At 38.2% G+C, this 17,522-nt stretch carries 18 protein-coding genes; all 18 read right to left on the reverse strand.

Translation table 11 applies throughout. The features are described from left to right. Positions 1–176: 176 nt before the first annotated feature. The 18 genes from G6Q10_RS05995 to cmk all read right to left on the reverse strand — a co-directional run bounded on the left by G6Q10_RS05995 (position 177) and on the right by cmk (position 17,519). On the reverse strand, positions 177–1,439 hold the full coding sequence (locus G6Q10_RS05995; protein WP_163654151.1) for a BaiN/RdsA family NAD(P)/FAD-dependent oxidoreductase: 1,263 nt from the start codon (positions 1,437–1,439) through the stop codon (positions 177–179). A 158-nt stretch (positions 1,440–1,597) separates the two neighbouring features. After that, entirely contained in the window at positions 1,598–2,281 is a 684-nt protein-coding gene (locus tag G6Q10_RS06000; protein WP_163654154.1) for a zinc metallopeptidase, read from the reverse strand. A 93-nt stretch (positions 2,282–2,374) separates the two neighbouring features. Further along, on the reverse strand, positions 2,375–2,968 hold the full coding sequence (locus G6Q10_RS06005) for a DUF1405 domain-containing protein (RefSeq protein ID WP_163654156.1): 594 nt from the start codon (positions 2,966–2,968) through the stop codon (positions 2,375–2,377). Between the two features lie 75 nt (positions 2,969–3,043). After that, positions 3,044–3,586 (reverse strand): ReoY family proteolytic degradation factor, encoded by a 543-nt coding sequence (locus tag G6Q10_RS06010; RefSeq protein WP_163654159.1) that lies wholly within the window; start codon positions 3,584–3,586, stop codon positions 3,044–3,046. A gap of 30 nt (positions 3,587–3,616) precedes the next feature. Then, positions 3,617–4,879, reverse strand: coding sequence for a tetratricopeptide repeat protein (locus G6Q10_RS06015; RefSeq protein WP_163654162.1), 1,263 nt, complete (start codon positions 4,877–4,879; stop codon positions 3,617–3,619). A gap of 277 nt (positions 4,880–5,156) precedes the next feature. After that, positions 5,157–6,440 (reverse strand): 3-phosphoshikimate 1-carboxyvinyltransferase, encoded by a 1,284-nt coding sequence (aroA, locus tag G6Q10_RS06020; RefSeq protein WP_163654165.1) that lies wholly within the window; start codon positions 6,438–6,440, stop codon positions 5,157–5,159. Between the two features lie 13 nt (positions 6,441–6,453). Next, complete coding sequence (locus tag G6Q10_RS06025) at positions 6,454–7,557, reverse strand: prephenate dehydrogenase (RefSeq protein ID WP_163654167.1); 1,104 nt, start codon at positions 7,555–7,557, stop codon at positions 6,454–6,456. Then, positions 7,539–8,657, reverse strand: coding sequence for a histidinol-phosphate transaminase (hisC, locus tag G6Q10_RS06030; protein ID WP_163654170.1), 1,119 nt, complete (start codon positions 8,655–8,657; stop codon positions 7,539–7,541). Before hisC ends, G6Q10_RS06025 begins: the two co-directional genes overlap by 19 nt. A 7-nt stretch (positions 8,658–8,664) precedes the next feature. Next, on the reverse strand, positions 8,665–9,033 hold the full coding sequence (gene aroH / locus G6Q10_RS06035) for a chorismate mutase (protein ID WP_163654173.1): 369 nt from the start codon (positions 9,031–9,033) through the stop codon (positions 8,665–8,667). Between the two features lies 1 nt (position 9,034). Beyond that, positions 9,035–10,123 carry a 3-dehydroquinate synthase gene (gene aroB / locus G6Q10_RS06040; protein ID WP_163654200.1) on the reverse strand — a complete coding sequence of 363 codons (1,089 nt, stop codon included), beginning with the start codon at positions 10,121–10,123 and terminating at the stop codon, positions 9,035–9,037. A 2-nt stretch (positions 10,124–10,125) separates the two neighbouring features. Then, positions 10,126–11,292 carry a chorismate synthase gene (gene aroC, locus G6Q10_RS06045; protein WP_163654203.1) on the reverse strand — a complete coding sequence of 389 codons (1,167 nt, stop codon included), beginning with the start codon at positions 11,290–11,292 and terminating at the stop codon, positions 10,126–10,128. Between the two features lie 223 nt (positions 11,293–11,515). Next, positions 11,516–11,959: a nucleoside-diphosphate kinase gene (gene ndk / locus G6Q10_RS06050; RefSeq protein WP_163654205.1), complete on the reverse strand. Its 444-nt coding sequence runs from the start codon at positions 11,957–11,959 to the stop codon at positions 11,516–11,518. Positions 11,960–11,972: 13 nt separating this feature from the next. Continuing rightward, positions 11,973–12,941 carry a heptaprenyl diphosphate synthase component II gene (gene hepT, locus G6Q10_RS06055; protein WP_163654207.1) on the reverse strand — a complete coding sequence of 323 codons (969 nt, stop codon included), beginning with the start codon at positions 12,939–12,941 and terminating at the stop codon, positions 11,973–11,975. Further along, on the reverse strand, positions 12,938–13,666 hold the full coding sequence (locus G6Q10_RS06060) for a demethylmenaquinone methyltransferase (RefSeq protein ID WP_163654209.1): 729 nt from the start codon (positions 13,664–13,666) through the stop codon (positions 12,938–12,940). The genes hepT and G6Q10_RS06060 overlap by 4 nt, the downstream gene beginning before the upstream one ends. Positions 13,667–13,682: 16 nt before the next feature. After that, entirely contained in the window at positions 13,683–14,459 is a 777-nt protein-coding gene (locus tag G6Q10_RS06065; RefSeq protein ID WP_163654210.1) for a heptaprenyl diphosphate synthase component 1, read from the reverse strand. A gap of 103 nt (positions 14,460–14,562) precedes the next feature. Further along, positions 14,563–15,129, reverse strand: a complete 567-nt coding sequence (folE, locus tag G6Q10_RS06070; RefSeq protein ID WP_163654211.1) for a GTP cyclohydrolase I FolE — start codon at positions 15,127–15,129, stop codon at positions 14,563–14,565. A 160-nt stretch (positions 15,130–15,289) separates the two neighbouring features. Next, a complete protein-coding gene (rpsA, locus tag G6Q10_RS06075; protein ID WP_163654212.1) occupies positions 15,290–16,441 on the reverse strand; it encodes a 30S ribosomal protein S1 in 1,152 nt (383 codons plus the stop codon). A gap of 406 nt (positions 16,442–16,847) precedes the next feature. Then, complete coding sequence (gene cmk / locus G6Q10_RS06080) at positions 16,848–17,519, reverse strand: (d)CMP kinase (RefSeq protein ID WP_163655779.1); 672 nt, start codon at positions 17,517–17,519, stop codon at positions 16,848–16,850. Between the last annotated feature and the right edge of the window lie 3 nt (positions 17,520–17,522).

A 17,522-nucleotide genomic window follows, 5' to 3' on the forward strand; every position in this document is an offset into this window, starting at 1 on the left:
CGAACATCATGCAATTCAGCTAAAAATATAGCGTAAGCTCTACATTCCGAATACGACAAATCGAGCGAAAGCGTTTGCATTGAAGCGATTTGCCAGAACCCGGAAGCGGAGCGTACGACTGTACGTAAGAACCGGAAGTCTGGCAAACCGCTTCAATGCGAGCGCTTGTCGCCGATTTATTTCGTGTATGCTCTCTCCCCCGCATGTTCTCCTGCCACGTAACCAGTAACAAGCGCACAAGTAATGTTATAACCACCTGTATACCCATTAATATCAAGAATTTCTCCGCAAAAATATAACCCATCCTTACATTTTGAAGCCATTTCTTGCGGAATGATTTCCTTAACTGAAACACCTCCACCAGTAACAAATGCTTTATCAAAACTAAGCGTTCCTGAAACAAAAAAGCGGAAATCTTTAAGCAAAGCACAAAAGACTTCTAACCGTTTAGGACTGGCTTGTTGACAAACTTGCTCTGGATCAAGTTCTGCCTGCGCAAGTAAGAATAATAATAGCTTCTCTTGCTCCAAAGAATGAAGGGCATTTTTCAAAGCTTTTTTAGGGCTGTTTTTTAACAATGAAAGAACCTTTTGCATGATTTCTGCAGATGACAGTTCTGGAAAAAGATCCAGTTTCATCATAACTGGCTGTTGTTTTTTTAATTCCCGTTGGACAAACATACTGCATCTAAGCGCTGCTGGACCAGATATGCCAAAGTGTGTAAAAATCATATCCATCTGATGTGTAATCACCGGTTTTTTCTTTTGATTTAAGACAGAAAGTGAAACATCACGCAGCGAAATACCTTGCAGTAAGCGCTGTTTAATAAACGTTTCCTCTGATATAAGCGGGACCTCCGTTGGGTACAGTTCTGTAATTGTATGACCCGCATCCTTTGCCCAAGCATAGCCGTCACCAGTAGAACCTGTTCGCGGTACAGCTTTTCCACCAACAGCAACGATCACGGCTTTAGCTGAAATTTTTTCGCCTGACTGAAGGATAACACCTGTAGTAGCAGATTTTTCGTAAATCAATTTTTTAACAGTTGTATTTGTGTATATTTTAACATTTAACTGCTTTAAGCGATGGATTAAAGCTTCTGCAACGGACCGAGCGTCATTCGATACCGGAAACATTCGACCATGATCTTCTTCTTTTAACGAAACCCCTAAATTTTCAAAAAAACGAATAATATCTTCATTATTAAATTCATGAAAAGCACTGTATAAAAAGCGACCATTCCCAGGAATATGCTTGATAATCTCGTCTACAGGCCGTCTGTTCGTTACATTACAGCGCCCGCCACCAGATAAAATTAACTTCCGGCCTAACTTCTGCCCCTTTTCGATAAGTAAAACGGCAGCACCGCGTTTAGCTGCCTGGATCGCTGCCATTAAGCCAGAAGGACCGCCGCCAACAACAATGACATCAAATTTCATTTAAAGACCCCTTTTTTAATGTAATATAAAAAGGCAGAGATATGAACGATCGCAATCAGCAAGAAACATCTGCCTTCAGACTCGCATGAGCACGTTTTATTGTGCTTAAAAAAGCGTTCTAAGCGATAAATCGTTTGATATCTCGGCCCCGATAGCAATTAATCTCGAACCATATCCATAAATAAAAGCAATAAACGAAGCAATTCAAGAATAGCAACTGCCATTGCAGCAACGTAAGTCATCGCAGCAGCACTTAACACTTTCTTTGCTTGTGGTAGCTCACTTGAATGGACCAAGCCACCTTCTTCTAATTGAACAAGTGCTCGCTTACTTGCATCAAATTCAACTGGAAGTGTGATCACTTGGAAAAGCACACCTGCTGTCATTAATACAATACCTATTAACAGCATATTAGGTAATGTGGCAATCAATCCAATCAGTAGGAAAATCCACGAAGCACCTGAGCTAAACATTGTCACAGGGACTAAAGCCGAACGCAAGCGCATAAAAGAATAACCTTCTTTATCTTGAATAGCATGCCCAACTTCATGAGCAGCAACTGCCGCCCCAGCAATCGAATGCTTCTTATAATTGTCTTCTGATAAATAAACGGCTTTTTTACGCGGATCGTAATGATCGCTTAAAACACCGCTTGTTGCTCGAACTGGAACATCAGTTAAGCCGTTGCGATCTAAAATCATACGCGCCACTTCTGCTCCTGTCATTTCGTTTTGAACACCAATTTGCGAATACTTTGCGTATGTCGATTTTACTCGAAGTTGTGCCCAAAGCGGTATGGCAGCAACAATAACAAAATAAATAAGATAGGCTGTCAATGACATAAGTAAATATCCTCCTAAATAAAATCTTCAATTAGTAAACCTAATTGCCATTAGTTTTATTATAATCCATGATAAGTAAACACTCAATCTTCTTTATTTATTATGAGGAAACTCTAATTTTAGATGGTCTTTTTTTAGACATTTCTCATAAACGAGGTAAAGAACAGCGATTGTAAGCCAAAATGTTAGGTAGCCAATGATTGCCGAGAAGTGCTCCATCCCCATATAAATAGGCATCTGCCCAAATAAATAATCAATCGCATCATTATGTAACACCCATACTGCCGCAATCATAAAATGACTTAGGCGAAAACGATAAAAAGGAGCATAAACAAAACCTTGAATTGCCATAAAAGCATGACTAATTAAAAGCATGATACTTGCAAAAATAAGAGCATGTTCTTGAATCATCAGCGCAATATTCATACCAATTGCCCAAATCCCATACTTAAGTAAGCAAACAAAAGCCAAAGCTTCCATCAATGGCCAGTGCTTCTTTGCTAAAAAAGCGACCAACGTAAAAAAGAAAAATAATATCGCAGTTGGACTATCAGGCACAAAAAGCCAATATCTAAGCGGCGTTATTTGAAGTTGTGGCAGATACCAAATATAACCATAAATCGCACCTAAAAAATTAATGACAAGTAGCAATCGTAAAAAAGCACGATTGACAAGTAGCGCATACATACAAGACTCTCCTCTTCTAAAAAGTACTAAAGTCAACATCGCCCTAAATAAGAAAGCAATCTTGACTTTAATTTTTTATTTCTTGTTCGTTAAAGAATGATAAATACGCACTAGTTTAAAAAAGGCATCTCGGTCTTTCTCATCTAACGCCTGATCAATCTTCTCTAACACATTTTTTTTCGAAAAAAATAAACTCGTTTGATCTAAAAATTTCTTTGCAAGCTCTTTTTCCTCATCGTTAAGTTGTAAACCTAAATGCGGATTATCTGTTCTAACCAAAGCATATTCAGGTGAATTCATTGCATTTTCAAAATCTAACTGAATATACAAGTCTTCATTCCAGTTTAAACGAATATCATGAAAAGCCTTCTCCGGATCAGATGTAGCAAGATTGCCTTTAAAGAAACGGAATGGCTCCCCTGAAGAACCTTCTGCCGCTAAAATAAGCCCTCTTGAAACACCACTTAAATCATCAACAAAATGAACATATTGGATGATTTGATCATGACCTGAAACGTAATTTAACACCCACATAGCTTCGCGCATCTTCATTTGATAATGGTTTAACAACCAACGAATAAAATCTTTTTTCTCATCAATCGAAATAGATGCCTTCATAATGATTTAAGCCCCTTTCAGCATGATTAACTAGTTCTCTTCGCGGATAAGATCAATGATTTCTTCATCTTCCGGAACTAGCTGCAAATATTCTTTCAAAATTTGTGTAGCTTTAAGAATTTCCCCTTCTTCTCGTAAAAATAAACCATATTCTCTTAAAAATGTGCTGTTTTCCTTAAAATATGGATAAGCCAAGGCAAAATTTTCGCTTGCTTGATCATATTGTTCATTTTCTTGATAAGAGATACTTAAATCCCAAAAAATCTGAGGGTCCGTAATCATTTCTTGGCTAAGGGCTTCATTGATTTCAATTAAACCAGTATAATCTTCTTTTAAAAGGAGAAGCTTATTTAATGCAAGAATGGCCTCAATATATTCTTCATCGAGCACTAAGGCTTGGCGGTAAGCTTCTTCTGCTAAAGATAAATCCCCTAAAGTCTCTGCCATTTTTCCTGTTTCGAAAAAGAGTTCTTTATTAAATTCATCTTGCTTCAGACCTTCTTTAAATATTTCTAAAGCTTGCTCTTTTTGCCCATTCTCGCTGTAACTTTTTGCAAGGTAAGGGTAGAGTGTCGTGTAACTTGGATCTTGCTCTTTTAACTTTTCTAAGGCATGAATCGCCTTTACATATTCCTTTGCCTGATAAGCTGTAAGCCCAAAACCAAATAAAGTACCAAGAGATTCAACTTCTGCAAGTGCTTTTTCATAATAAGGCAAGGCCTCTTCAAAAGCACCACTTGCAGAGAGCGCTTCTGCAATCCGCTCATAAACGGAAATACCCCTACTACCAAATTCTGTCACGCCTGACGCTAAAACAGCGCGGTAATAAGTCACAGCAGAAGCAAACCGCCCTTGCGTTAAATAATACTCACCTAAAGCAAAGTCAATCACTGGCTCATTTGGTGCTAAGTCTTTCGCTTCTAATAACTTTTGCTCTGTTACTTCAAACAGCCCTTGGATTTGATATAAATCAGCCAAGACAAGCAAACTTTCCAAATATGCCGCATCCTCTATAGCTACACCTTCAAGATAAGCTTGTGCATTATCCAACTCATCTTTTTCAAGAGCCACTTCAGCCAAACGAACAAGTAGCTCCCCTTCATCCTTATATTTAGCTAAAAGCAATTCATATAAATCCTCACTTTCATCTAAAAAACCTAAGCTAAACAACTGTTCAGCTAAGAAAAATTGTTCTTCATCTGTTCCATTTTGAATGGCTTGATCAAAATATTTTCTTGCAGCCTGCATGTCTTCATGTTCTAAAGCATGGAGCATTTTTTCAGCAAATTCCATTAATCCATCCCTCATTATTATCAGTTATGAGTTTTTATTATAGCATTAAACTGGAATGAAAAAAAAGAAAGTGCCTTTTATGTCGTTTAAAGATGAAACTTAAGAAGCATTTAACTTCAGAAAGCTTTTATTTTAACGAAAAAAATCATGTAACCACAATATGGCATTTCATTTTTCACCATATTCGCCAAAATTTTCTGTATTTTAAAAAACCGTCTAGCTTCATCATTTCACATGAACTAATGAAGCTATTGTGACATTCGTTTACAAGCACGCTCTAGGACAAACTTTTAAGGTCATCAAAAAACGCTGGGTAAGATACATTGACAGCATCAGCTTGCTCTAATTCAACTTCACCTTCTTGAACAAGAAGCGCTGCAATTTGGAGCATCATACCAATACGATGATCACCATAACTCGTCACTTTGGCAGCTTTAAGTGCCGTTTTTCCGTGAATAATTAAGCCATCTTCTGTTGGTGTAATGACTGCACCCATTTTGGTAAGTTCGGTTGCAACGGCATCAATTCGATTCGTCTCTTTTACCTTTAATTCAGCAGCATCTTTAATGATCGTTGTTCCCTCAGCTTGTGTGGCCAAAAGCGCAATGATTGGTAGTTCATCAATTAAACGCGGAATCATCTCACCAGAAATAGTTGTAGCTTTCAGTTTGGCAGTTTTTATGATAATATCTCCAACTGGTTCGCTGACGTCGCTTTCCCCTTGATGAATGGTGAAGTCCCCACCCATTTCTTTTAAAACATCTAAAATACCTGTCCGCGTTGGGTTCAAACCAACGTTAATTAACTTGATTTCACAGTGTGGCACAATAGACGCTGCGACAAGAAAGAATGCCGCAGATGAAATGTCTCCTGGCACCGTAACATTCTGCCCAATAAAAGTTTGGCCACCTTCTACTTTAATTGTTAATCCTTCTGTCGTAATTTTCCCGCCAAATTGACGAATCATCTGTTCTGTATGATCACGTGTTTTTTCTTTTTCATAAATCACTGTTTCACCGCTTGCTTGTAACGCTGCAAAAATAAGAGCACTCTTTACTTGAGCACTAGCAACAGGCATCGTATATTCAATCGGCTTTAAATGCGTTGTCCCTAAAACGGTAATAGGAGCAAATTCAGAATTATTTTTGCCATCTAGTTTTGCACCCATTGCTCTAAGAGGGAGCATAACGCGGTTCATAGGACGCTTAGCAAGCGAATCATCACCAAAAAGCTCTACTTTAAAAGGTTGTCCAGCCAAAATCCCCATCATAAGGCGAATCGTTGTGCCTGAATTCCCGACATCAAGGCTTTCTTTTGGCGCTTTTAAATGCGAAAAAGAAGCGCCATCAATCGTTACTTCGTGTTCACTAACTTCAATCGCCACGCCTAAACTGCGAAAAGCTTTTATCGTGCTTAAGCAATCTTCTGCTAAGAGAAAATGGCGGATCGTTGTTTTTCCTTTTGCAAGCGCACCAAACATGATACTTCGATGTGAAATCGATTTGTCTCCTGGTACTTCAATCGTTCCATTTAAAGCAATTTTATTTGTTATTAATTTCATTTGTTTTTTCTCCTTATTCAAAATGGCATGGATAGTTACTTCTTTTCGCAATACAATCTTTCGCTTTTTGCCTGTCTTCTTCATTTTGAAATGTGATTTGTAAAATTCCATTAATATCTTCACGTGTTTCTAAAATCTTAATATTAATCAAACTAATTTCTTCTTCTGCCAAAAATCCTGTTACTTCTGAAATAATTCCTGGCATATCAGGAACATCAACAAATAAATCATAAAACGCTGGAATGGCTCCACCCTCATGTACGGGAAGTGAATCACGGAATTCCTTAGCTTGATCAAAAAAGTGATACAGCGCTTTTCCATCTGCTTTTTCAATCATCAAAAGAGCTTCATTCATATGATCTCGCCAATGCGTAAGCTGTTCTTTTAAGACAAGACGATTGCTAAGCGAAATATCTGTCCACATGCGTGGATCAGAGGAGGCAATCCGTGTAATATCCCGAAACCCACCAGCTGCTAAGCGAAATGCAGCAGAATGTTTTTCTGTAAATCGCCTGGTTTGATTCACTAAAGCAGACGCAACAATATGCGGTAAATGGCTTAACATTCCTGTAATTTGGTCATGTTCACAAGGAGAAAGCGTCAAAAATTTAGCCTTTGTTCCAATCAACCATTGCTTAAGTTGTTTTAATTGTTTTGGGTCAGTGGTTTCACTTGGTGTGAGCAAATAATAAGCATTCTCAAATAGCATTCTCTTAGCTGCAGTAATGCCACTTTTATGCGAGCCTGCCATCGGATGACCACCGATAAAATGGATGCCTGATGCTTGTAAGTTTTTTGCTACTTCCATGATGCTTCCTTTTGTACTACCAGTATCTGTCACGAGAACGTCTGGTTTTAATTTCAATTTTGGTAAATGTTTAAGGAGTTCTTCTGTTTCTTTTACCGGACAACAGAAAATAATGAGATCTGCTCGCTTTGCATCAATGATAAGACTTTCTCCGATTTCATCAATAATTCCAAGCGTGATCCCAGCTTCAAGCGAACGATGACTCACATCAATCCCAATGATGTGCGCTGCTTGATGAGCCTCTTTAATTGAAAGCGCAATGGAGCCCCCAATGAGCCCCAAGCCAACAATCAATACATTTCCCTCCATTTAGATTGTCCTCCTTCTTCTAACAACGCTTTTAACAATTCAATCACTGCTTGATTATCTGCTTTTTTGCCAACCGTAATGCGCACCGCATTCGGAAAACCAAGTCCACGCCCAGAACGTGTAATAAAGCCATTTTGCTCTAAATAACTAAAAATTTCTTCAGCCGATCTATCCAATTCAAGTAAGACAAAATTTCCATATGCCGGGTACATTGTAACTTCTTCATACTGAGCACAAAATTCTTGATATTGTGCAATTCCAGCACGGTTTTCTTTACGAGATTTGGCGACAAATTCTTGATCCATTAATGCTACTTTAGCCAATTTTTGGCTAATCATCGTCGTGTTAAACGCTGGCCTTGCAATGTTTAGCTGCCCAATAATGGCTTTATCCGCTATTCCATAACCAATCCGTGCACTTGCTAAGCCGTAAATTTTGCTAAACGTACGGGTAATAATTAAATTTTTATAGCGCCGAATTAAATGTACATGCGGCTCTGGCACAGGATCAACATATTCAATATACGCTTCATCAAGGACAACAAGACAATCACTAGGGACTTTTTCTAAAAAATGAATGACTTCTGCTAAAGTGATATAGTTACCTGTGGGATTGTTAGGACTACAGAGCCAGACAATGGCTGTTTTCTCATCAATAGCAGCAAGCATGCTAGGCAAATCATGAGATCCATCTTCTAATAATTTGATTTCACGTAATTCAGCACCTTCAATTTGCGCATTTTGACGATATTGAACAAAAGTAGGTACAGCCATTACCGTATTCGTTTCTTGTGAAAGAAGCGTTCGTGCAAGTATCGTAATTAATTCATCTACCCCTGCAGTAAAAATCAACTCTTCTTCAGAAACATTATAAAAACCTGCAACCATTTCGCGTAGTTCAGTAGCCCAACCATCTGGATAAATCTCAGTGGAACGATTGAGCTGAGATTGTAATGTTTTTACTTTTTCTGAGCAACCATTAGGATTCTCATTAGAAGATAATTTTGTGATTTTTGTCAAACCAAGTTCTGCCATTACTTGTTCTTCTCGCTTACCTGGTTTATAGGAATGCAAGCCGGTCAATGTTTTTTTCCATTTCATTTTTTATTCACTTCTTTCTGGAAAGATCAGGACGTAAACGGACGGCATCATGTAAATAAACATGCTTCATCTCCGTTAATTTTTTATCTGAGATCACTTGAACCATTAAACGAATACATTTAAGAGGTGCTCCGGGAACTTTTATTTCTTGCATTCCCATCACTGGTACAAGTTCGTAGCCTTTTGTTTCTCTTACCGCACGTGCTGGAAAAGCTGCTGTAACGTCCTCAGTAACCGTAATGATAACAGAAATAAGTTCTTCCGCATCTTGAATCCCATTTTCTAATAAAATGGTTTGAAAGAGTTCACTTGTCGCTTTGTAAATTTCTTCAGCCGTATTCTCTGTGATGGTTGTTGCGCCACGTATTGCCCGCATATTAGTTTCCCCCTCGTTCCATTTGGTCAAATGTTGTTTCTGCTAATTCTGTCTGGATTGGTAAAATGTCCACTTGTCCGATATCATGCAAAAGGACCATTTTGATTTCAGCAAAAGTTGTTTTTTTATCGCGATACATGTGCTGGTAAATCTCATTAAATGAAACGTCTTGTGGGAGTTCAGTAATATAGCCTAATCCTTTAAGCCAACCGATAAAACGATCCAGGTCAAACGGTAATGAAAAAGCGATCTTACTCATATGGAGCGCATACATCATTCCATAAATCACAGCTTCCCCGTGCAGCCACCTGCCATAATTACCATATGCTTCAAGCGCGTGACCAAATGTATGTCCAAAATTTAAAAAAGCACGAACGCTTTCTTCTCTCTCGTCTTTTGCCACAATCTCGGCTTTTACTTGAATTCCCTTTAATAAAAAGGGCGTCATATCTTTTTCATAAAAATCGGCTTCACTTTGATAGGTTTTCATCAACTCTTCTAGCAAAGATGCACTACTAATCAACGCATGTTTAATCAATTCAGCAAAACCAGATCTAATTTCGCGAATAGGTAATGAAGTCAAAAAAAACGTATCATAAATCACAGCTTCTGGTTGATAAAATACGCCGACCATGTTTTTCCCAAGTGAATGGTTGATCGCTACTTTTCCACCGACAGCACTATCATGCGCTAAAATCGTCGTTGGGATTTGGTAAAAAGGAATACCACGCATGTAAGTTGCAGCAACAAATCCACCAAGATCCCCAATTACACCGCCACCAAAAGCAAGTAAAACAGATTTACGATCAAGCCCCGCTTCAATGGCTTTTGTGATAATGTCTTCATAGACAGCAAACGTTTTTGCTTCTTCCCCATTTGGTGTGACATAATAGACGACATTTTCATTACTTGCAAGTAGATGTTCTATTTTATCTAAATAAAGGTCAGCAACATGTTGATCTGTTAAGACAAATACTTTTGAATAAGTAGAAAGTTCAGCTGCTAAATCTAACTCAACTTCTTGGAAAATATTTTTCCCAATATAAACAGGATAAGCTTTGCTCTTTGTTTTGATTGTTAATTCAGCCATGATTAAAACTCCTTTGTCATTTGCCGATATTCTGCTATTTGTTCTTTTAACCTATCAAAACGATCGCCATCAAATTTTTCTAAAACGGAAACGGCTATTTCCCAAGCAACAACAGCTTCAGCAACAACACTTGCAGCCGGTACAGCACAACTATCTGAACGTTCAACGCTTGCTTTAAACGTTTCTTTCGTGTCAATATCAACGCTCTTAAGCGGTTTATATAGCGTTGGAATCGGCTTCATCACGCCACGAACAACGATCGGCATGCCATTTGTCATCCCGCCTTCAAAACCACCTAAACTATTCGTACGACGTGTATAACCAGCTTCTTTAGACCAAATAATTTCATCCATTACTTCACTTCCAGGTTTACGCGCTGCTTCAAATCCTACGCCGAATTCAGCACCTTTGAACGCATTAATGCTAACCAGCGCTTGTGCGATTTTAGCGTCTAATTTTTTATCCCACTGCACGTAACTTCCAAGTCCAGCAGGCACACCGCTAACAACCACTTCTACGACACCACCAATGGTATCGCCATTTTTTTTCGCTTCATCGATTTTTTGCATCATTTCTTCCGCGGCATTCGCATCTAAAGAACGAACAGGGGAAGCTTCTGAGATCGTCTTAATCTCTGTTATTGTATAATCTTTTGTTAAATTAGCTTTCGTTCCTCCAATTTCAAGGACATGCCCAGCAACTTCAATCCCAAGTTCATGAAGAAGTTTTTTCGCAATAGCTCCCGCTGCTACACGTACTGTCGTTTCCCGTGCACTCGAACGTTCTAAAACATTTCGCATGTCACGATGCCCATATTTCATTCCTCCAACTAAATCAGCATGCCCTGGACGTGGATGTGAGACTTTACGTGAGGCTTCTTTTTTTTCTGAAACGGGGGAAACACTCATCACACTTTCCCAGTGTTTCCAATCTTTATTTTCAACAAATAACGCTACTGGAGATCCAAGTGTCTTACCATGTCTAATTCCAGCTGTAATCTGTACTTGATCTTTTTCAATTTGCATTCGTGCACCGCGACCATAACCACCTTGGCGTCGTCTTAACTCGTGATCAATATCTTTACTAAGAAGTGGCAATCCTGCTGGCAGTCCTTCAATAATCGTTGTAAGTCCAGGCCCGTGGGATTCCCCAGCTGTCAAATATCTCATTTTTTCCTCATCCCTTCATGATTAAATGCTATTTTTATTAAAAATATTTTAGCACTTTAAAGTATATATGTACGATTTTAACATACCACTATCAAGAAAACAACCTTCTAGTCTTTTATCCATCATAGCAAAAAATGAAGAAAATTTGCATCACAAACCGCAAAAAAGACACGAATTAGGAAATAAAAAGCATTACTACCTAAAATTCGCATCTTCTTGTTTTTTAAAGCCAAACATCAAGCGCTTTTTGATAATGTACAAGTTCTTCTGGATTGAAAAAAAGAGCAATTTCTCTTTCAGCAGAAGTTTGGCTATCTGAGCCATGAATAATATTCCGATTCATATGAAGTGCATAATCAAAGCGAATGGTTCCAGCACTTGCTTCTTCCGGATTTGTTTTTCCCATCATTTTACGTGCGAATTCAATCGCATGGTCACCTTCAAGTACCATCGCAAAAACAGGATTTGACGTGATAAAGGTGATTAAATCATTAAAAAACGGTTTTCCTGCGTGTTCTTTATAGTGCGCTTTCGCTAGTTCAGGGGTAATTTGTAACATCTTTGCCCCAACCAGCTTGAGCCCTTTTTTCTCAAAGCGAGAAATAATCTCACCAATATAACCACGTTCAACACCATCAGGCTTGATCATCATATAAGTTCTTTCCATCAAAAGACCTCCTTTAATGACTGCGTTTATTTAATGCGCTTACGACTTGTCTTAATGGTTTTAATTCTTTCGTTTGTGGAAGTTCGTTCAAAATCTGAAGTGCTTTATTCGAATAAGCTGTTGCTACTTCTTCTGCTTTTTTTATCGCACCACTGTCGATAATCGCTTGAATGATTCTTTTCATCTCATCAGAATTTGTTTCACTTGTTACACAAGCAATTCGTTTAGCTAAAAGTGGATCTTTCATCGCAAAAAAAACTGGTAAAGTAACATTCCCTTGGCGTAAATCTTCCCCCGCTGGTTTACCGATTGCTTTTTCACTTCCAACAAAATCAAGGATATCATCAGAAATTTGAAAAGCCATCCCAACATAATAGCCAAATAAATAGAGTTTTTCATCGAACCGATTTGGCAATTGACCAATGATACCTCCAAGTCCACAACTAGCTGCTATTAAAAGTGCCGTTTTTCGTTTTATTCGCCGCAAATACGTTTTTACACTTTGCTCAAAATTATATTTATCTTTAATTTGCTCAATTTCACCAATAGCAAGCTCAACCGTTACCTTCGAAAGCATTAAATGAGCACGTCGATCTTTTAATCGCGTCATATATTCTAGCGATTTAGCAAAAAGAAAATCCCCCGTATACATAGCAATATGATTCCCCCAAAGTGCTTTAATCGTTGGTCGCCCTCTTCGTACCGCAGCATCATCGACTACATCATCATGAACAATGGACGCCATGTGAATAAGCTCAATCGCAGCCGCACCGTACCTTACTTCTTCAGGATCCGCTTCTTTTGAAAGTCTAGATGAAAAGCACAGAAAAAGCGGCCGAATACGTTTGCCACCAGCTTTAAGCAAATGTAGTGCTGCTTCAGAAATCATATCACTATCTGTATCACCGACAGCTTTGGTTAACACACGCTCAATATTTTCAATGTCCTTTTGTGCATTTACATATAAAAAATTAACATTCATTTGTGGTCACCAATTTGTTCTTTCTTTTTAACACCAAAATGAGAGGCACTCACGCCACCATTATGTGAAATATAACGAACATGAGCGAATCCTGCTTCATAAAACATATCCGACAATGCTCCCATATTGGGAAATGCTCGCGTCGATTCTTGTAACCAACTATACTCATGATAACTTTTCGCAAAAAGTTTGCCGACAAGCGGCATAACATAACGGAAATAGCCATTAAACAGTGGCCGCCAAAGCGGTATATTCGGCTGGCTCGTTTCAAGACAAACCGCTTCTCCACCTGGCTTTAAAACGCGGTACATCTCTTTTAAAACCGTTAAATAATCAGGGACATTCCGAAGTCCAAAGCCGATTGTAACATAATCAAAAGAATCATCAGCAAAAGGAAGCCGCATTGCATTGCCATGAATTAATTTAACATTTGTATAACCAGCTTGGGCTACTTTCTTACGACCAACTTCAAGCATGTTTTCACTAAAATCAAGTCCTATAACCTCACCGTTGCTACCAACATATTCAGCTGACATCATCGCCCAGTCCGCAGTCCCACAACATACATCAAGTACTTTGGCCCCTTTTTTCACACGCATAAGCTCCATTGTTTGTTTGCGCCAATGAATGTGTAATTTAAAGCTGATAATGCTGTTCATGACATCATAATCAGCTGAAATTTTTTCAAACACTTTATGTACTTTTTCCTCTTTTGTTTCCGTCACGCTAAATCGCCTCCTTTCATTCAGCATTTAAAAGCTCGTTCAAATGGGTTAAAAGCGCAGGCGAAAACCCTTCATATGCTGATAGGAGCTTGTTTAATTCTACCTTTACATCTGCAATAATTTGTGTTAACCAATCTTCAAATTGCGCTACACCTGCTTTAGCAAAATAACCATGTTCATATGCTTTTAATAATAAACTTGTTTTCGTTTCCACATAAAAAGCTTTATCTTGAAGCAAGCGTTTGAGCAAAATGGTCTTGCTTGCAAAATCGATAAATGCTTCATCTTTATTAAAATAACGCGCAAATTCGGCAAAGATGGCCGCCTTTGTTGCAACAAGTTGTTCCATTAATTCCGCATCCGTTGCAACATTTAATTGATACACATTTGCCTTTGCTGTATTTGTCTTTTGGACTCCTTGCTGCAAAACAGCTAATAAATCAGTCATTTTGAGTTCAGCCATTGTTTTGTAATAAAGTGCACTATAAAAATCACCAGCAAGAACGGTTAATTCTCGTTGTTCTCTTGTTAATTTATGCGTATCATTTATTTCATCAATGACGTCATGCGTATCATGAGCTAAAATCACGTATAATGTGGCGCTTACCACACGATACCGCTCTGTTTCAGAGAGTCCTGAATCACGATCACACATTGCTTCATGCAGCCACAGCATTTGCGTTTTATCGGTTTTAGGTCCTTCAAAATGGTCGTTTAAAAATTGATATAAAGTTTGATCTTCCACCAATTGCTCCACTTCCTTCAGCTGCACTCTGCTCCCTTGATAGGTCATTTTTGAATTTCTCCTTTAATTGTTCATTTCATCTAACATAAATTATAACATAAAAAACAAAAAAAACAGCAATCTAGACATCTGATTGCTGCATTTTACTTATTTATGCTTTAATAAGCGCCATGACTTCACTGCGAAGCTTATCATCTGTACGAAAAGCACCTCGAACAGCACTTGTTACTGTCTTTGCCCCAGCTTTGTTTACGCCACGAATCGTCATACACATATGCTCAGCCTCAATAACCACCATGCAACCAAGCGGCTTTAATTTTTCCATCATGATTTCAGCCACAGTCGTTGTTATCCGCTCTTGTAATTGTGGCCTTTTACTTATATCATCAACCACGCGTACTAACTTACTAAGCCCAGCAACTCTTCCATTTTGCGGTAAATAAGCCACGTGCGCAACGCCAAAAAACGGAACTAAGTGGTGTTCACACATCGATGAAAAACGAATGTCCTTCACAAGAACGAGTTCCTCATGCTCCTCTTCAAAAACGGTATCAAAATGAACGGTGGGATCCTTTTTAAGTCCAGCAAATACTTCTTCATACATTCGTGCTACTCTTTTTGGTGTATCAAGCAGACCCTCGCGCTCTGGATTTTCACCAACAGCTTCAAGTATCATCTTAACTGCTTGAGCAATTTTTTCTTTATCGACTTGTTCCATACTTTTACCCCTTCACAAACTTATATCTATCTTTTTTATCTTATCACAAAGTACATCGTTTTGGTAAATTAAAGTTTATTGTGATTTGTGCTCACTTTATTGCTGCTTATGATCAATAAAAAATAAGACCCCTTCTGCCTAGACAGAAAGGATCTTATTTTTATTTATCTTCACTACTATCTTTAATCCCTTTAAGCTTATCACCAATTAAGTCTCCCATTTGGAAACCAGTGTTTTCTTCAGGCATTTCGTATTCTGGTTCAGAAACCGGCTCGTCTTCAAGTACTTTAATGCTTAAAGATAAACGTTTCTCAGCTTCATCAACTTCTAATACTTTGACTTCAACTTCTTGGCCTTCTTCTAATACCTCGTTTGGCGTGCCAATATGTTGATGTGAAATCTGAGAAATATGAACCAATCCTTCAACACCAGGAAATACTTCTACAAAAGCACCGAAAGAAACTAAGCGCATCACTTTTCCTTTTAACACAGAACCAACTGGTGCTTTCTCAGAGATATTATCCCATGGTCCAGGAAGCGTATCTTTAATGGAAAGCGAAATGCGTTCATTTTCAGGATCAACACTAATGACTTTCACTTTTACTTTTTCACCTTCTGAAAGGATGTCACTAGGAGATGCAACATGCTGGTAGGAGATTTGTGAAACATGGACTAGCCCGTCAACACCACCTAAATCAATAAACGCACCAAATTTAGCAAGGCGTTCAACGGTTCCTTCGATGATATCTCCTTCTTTAATCTCGCTTAATCGTTCCTTTTTCTTAGCGGCTTCTTCTTCTTCAACAATAGCGCGATGGCTTAAAATAACTCGATTGTTCTCAGGTTCAAATTCAACAACTTTAAACGTTAATGATTTTCCCTTGTAATCAGTGAAATCTTCAATAAAGCGGTTGCTGACTAAAGAAGCTGGAACAAAAGCGCGGACACCAAGATCAACCACAAGTCCACCTTTTACAACATCGCTTACAACAGCTTCAAAAACTTCACCAGATTCAAATTTTGCTTTTACTTCATCTACTGCTTTTTCTGCGTCTACCTTGCGTTTTGAAAGAACAAGAATATCTTCCTCTACTTTTGTAACAATCAAATCTAATGTATCGCCTACTTTAACTACATCAGAAGCTGATTCCACATGTACATTGGAAAGTTCACTAATCGGAATAACACCATCCAGTTTGCTATCAGGAATTCCAACGTAAACTTGTTTATCCTCAACGCTAGTAACTGTACCGGTTACTTTATCTCCTTCATCAAAGCTCTTAACTTCCACATTATTTAATTCTTCAGACATGTGTAGCCCTCCTCAATTCGTTTATCGAGTTTAGGACTTTCCTGTCGCAGCAAAAGAAGTACTCCACTTCTAATCAACCTTCATGACAAAAGCTGGGTGGTCCCAACAAATATAATCAACATAAAGTTAGAAAAACGTTACGTGCATGTGTCATACTGATTACTTGCAAGGAAATCCTAGTAAGAATTTTAACTACTGGAACAGAAAAAATCCTCTACTCTAAGTTCCTACAAATTGGCTTATTTGTCAAGCCCCCGGCAAAAAATAAATCATTAAAAAATCCGATTTTCAAAATAATCATTGCTTTTTTAACAACATATTTGCACACTTTCCTTGTATTTATATAAAAAAAACAACTATAATACAAATTTATTAAATTTAGTTGAATTTTATATCACTAGTTTTTTTAAGCCATTTTTACTTTAGCTAAGGTTAAAATTTCATTAGCTACTTCGTTGATCGACATTGACGTTGTATCGACCTGAATAGCATCTTTAGCTTTTTTAAGTGGCGAATGCTTTCTTGTATAGTCCAAATGATCCCGTGCTTCAATCTCTTTTTTCAATTGCTCCAAGTCACCAGGAAAACCTTTCGCTTGGTTTTCTTTGAAACGACGAACAGCACGCTCCTCTACACTTGCTAGCAAGAAAATTTTAAGCTCGGCATATGGAAGAACAGCCGTGCCAATATCACGTCCATCCATAACAATACCACCTAATTCAGCTAATTGTTGTTGTCTTTTTTGCAGCTCCTCACGAATAAGCGGATGGGCAGCGACAATGGAAACATGGTTTGTTACTTCTAAACTACGAATCAGTTCCGTAACGTTTTTATCATTTATGAATACTTGCTGAATTTTACCCGGCTCAAAGCGAAGGATCATTTTTTTTAGCAAAGCAAAAAGTTGCTTTTCATCTTGATACTGAATTCCAGCCTCATAAGCAGCGAAAGTCACCGCACGATACATCGCTCCAGTATCAACGTAAATAAAGTGTAAATCCTTTGCAACAATTTTCGCAACCGTGCTTTTTCCGGCAGCAGCTGGACCGTCAATCGCAATACAAATCTTTTTCATGATCTT

Origin of the sequence: Listeria sp. PSOL-1, assembly GCF_902806445.1 — a bacterium.
GTDB lineage: Bacteria > Bacillota > Bacilli > Lactobacillales > Listeriaceae > Listeria.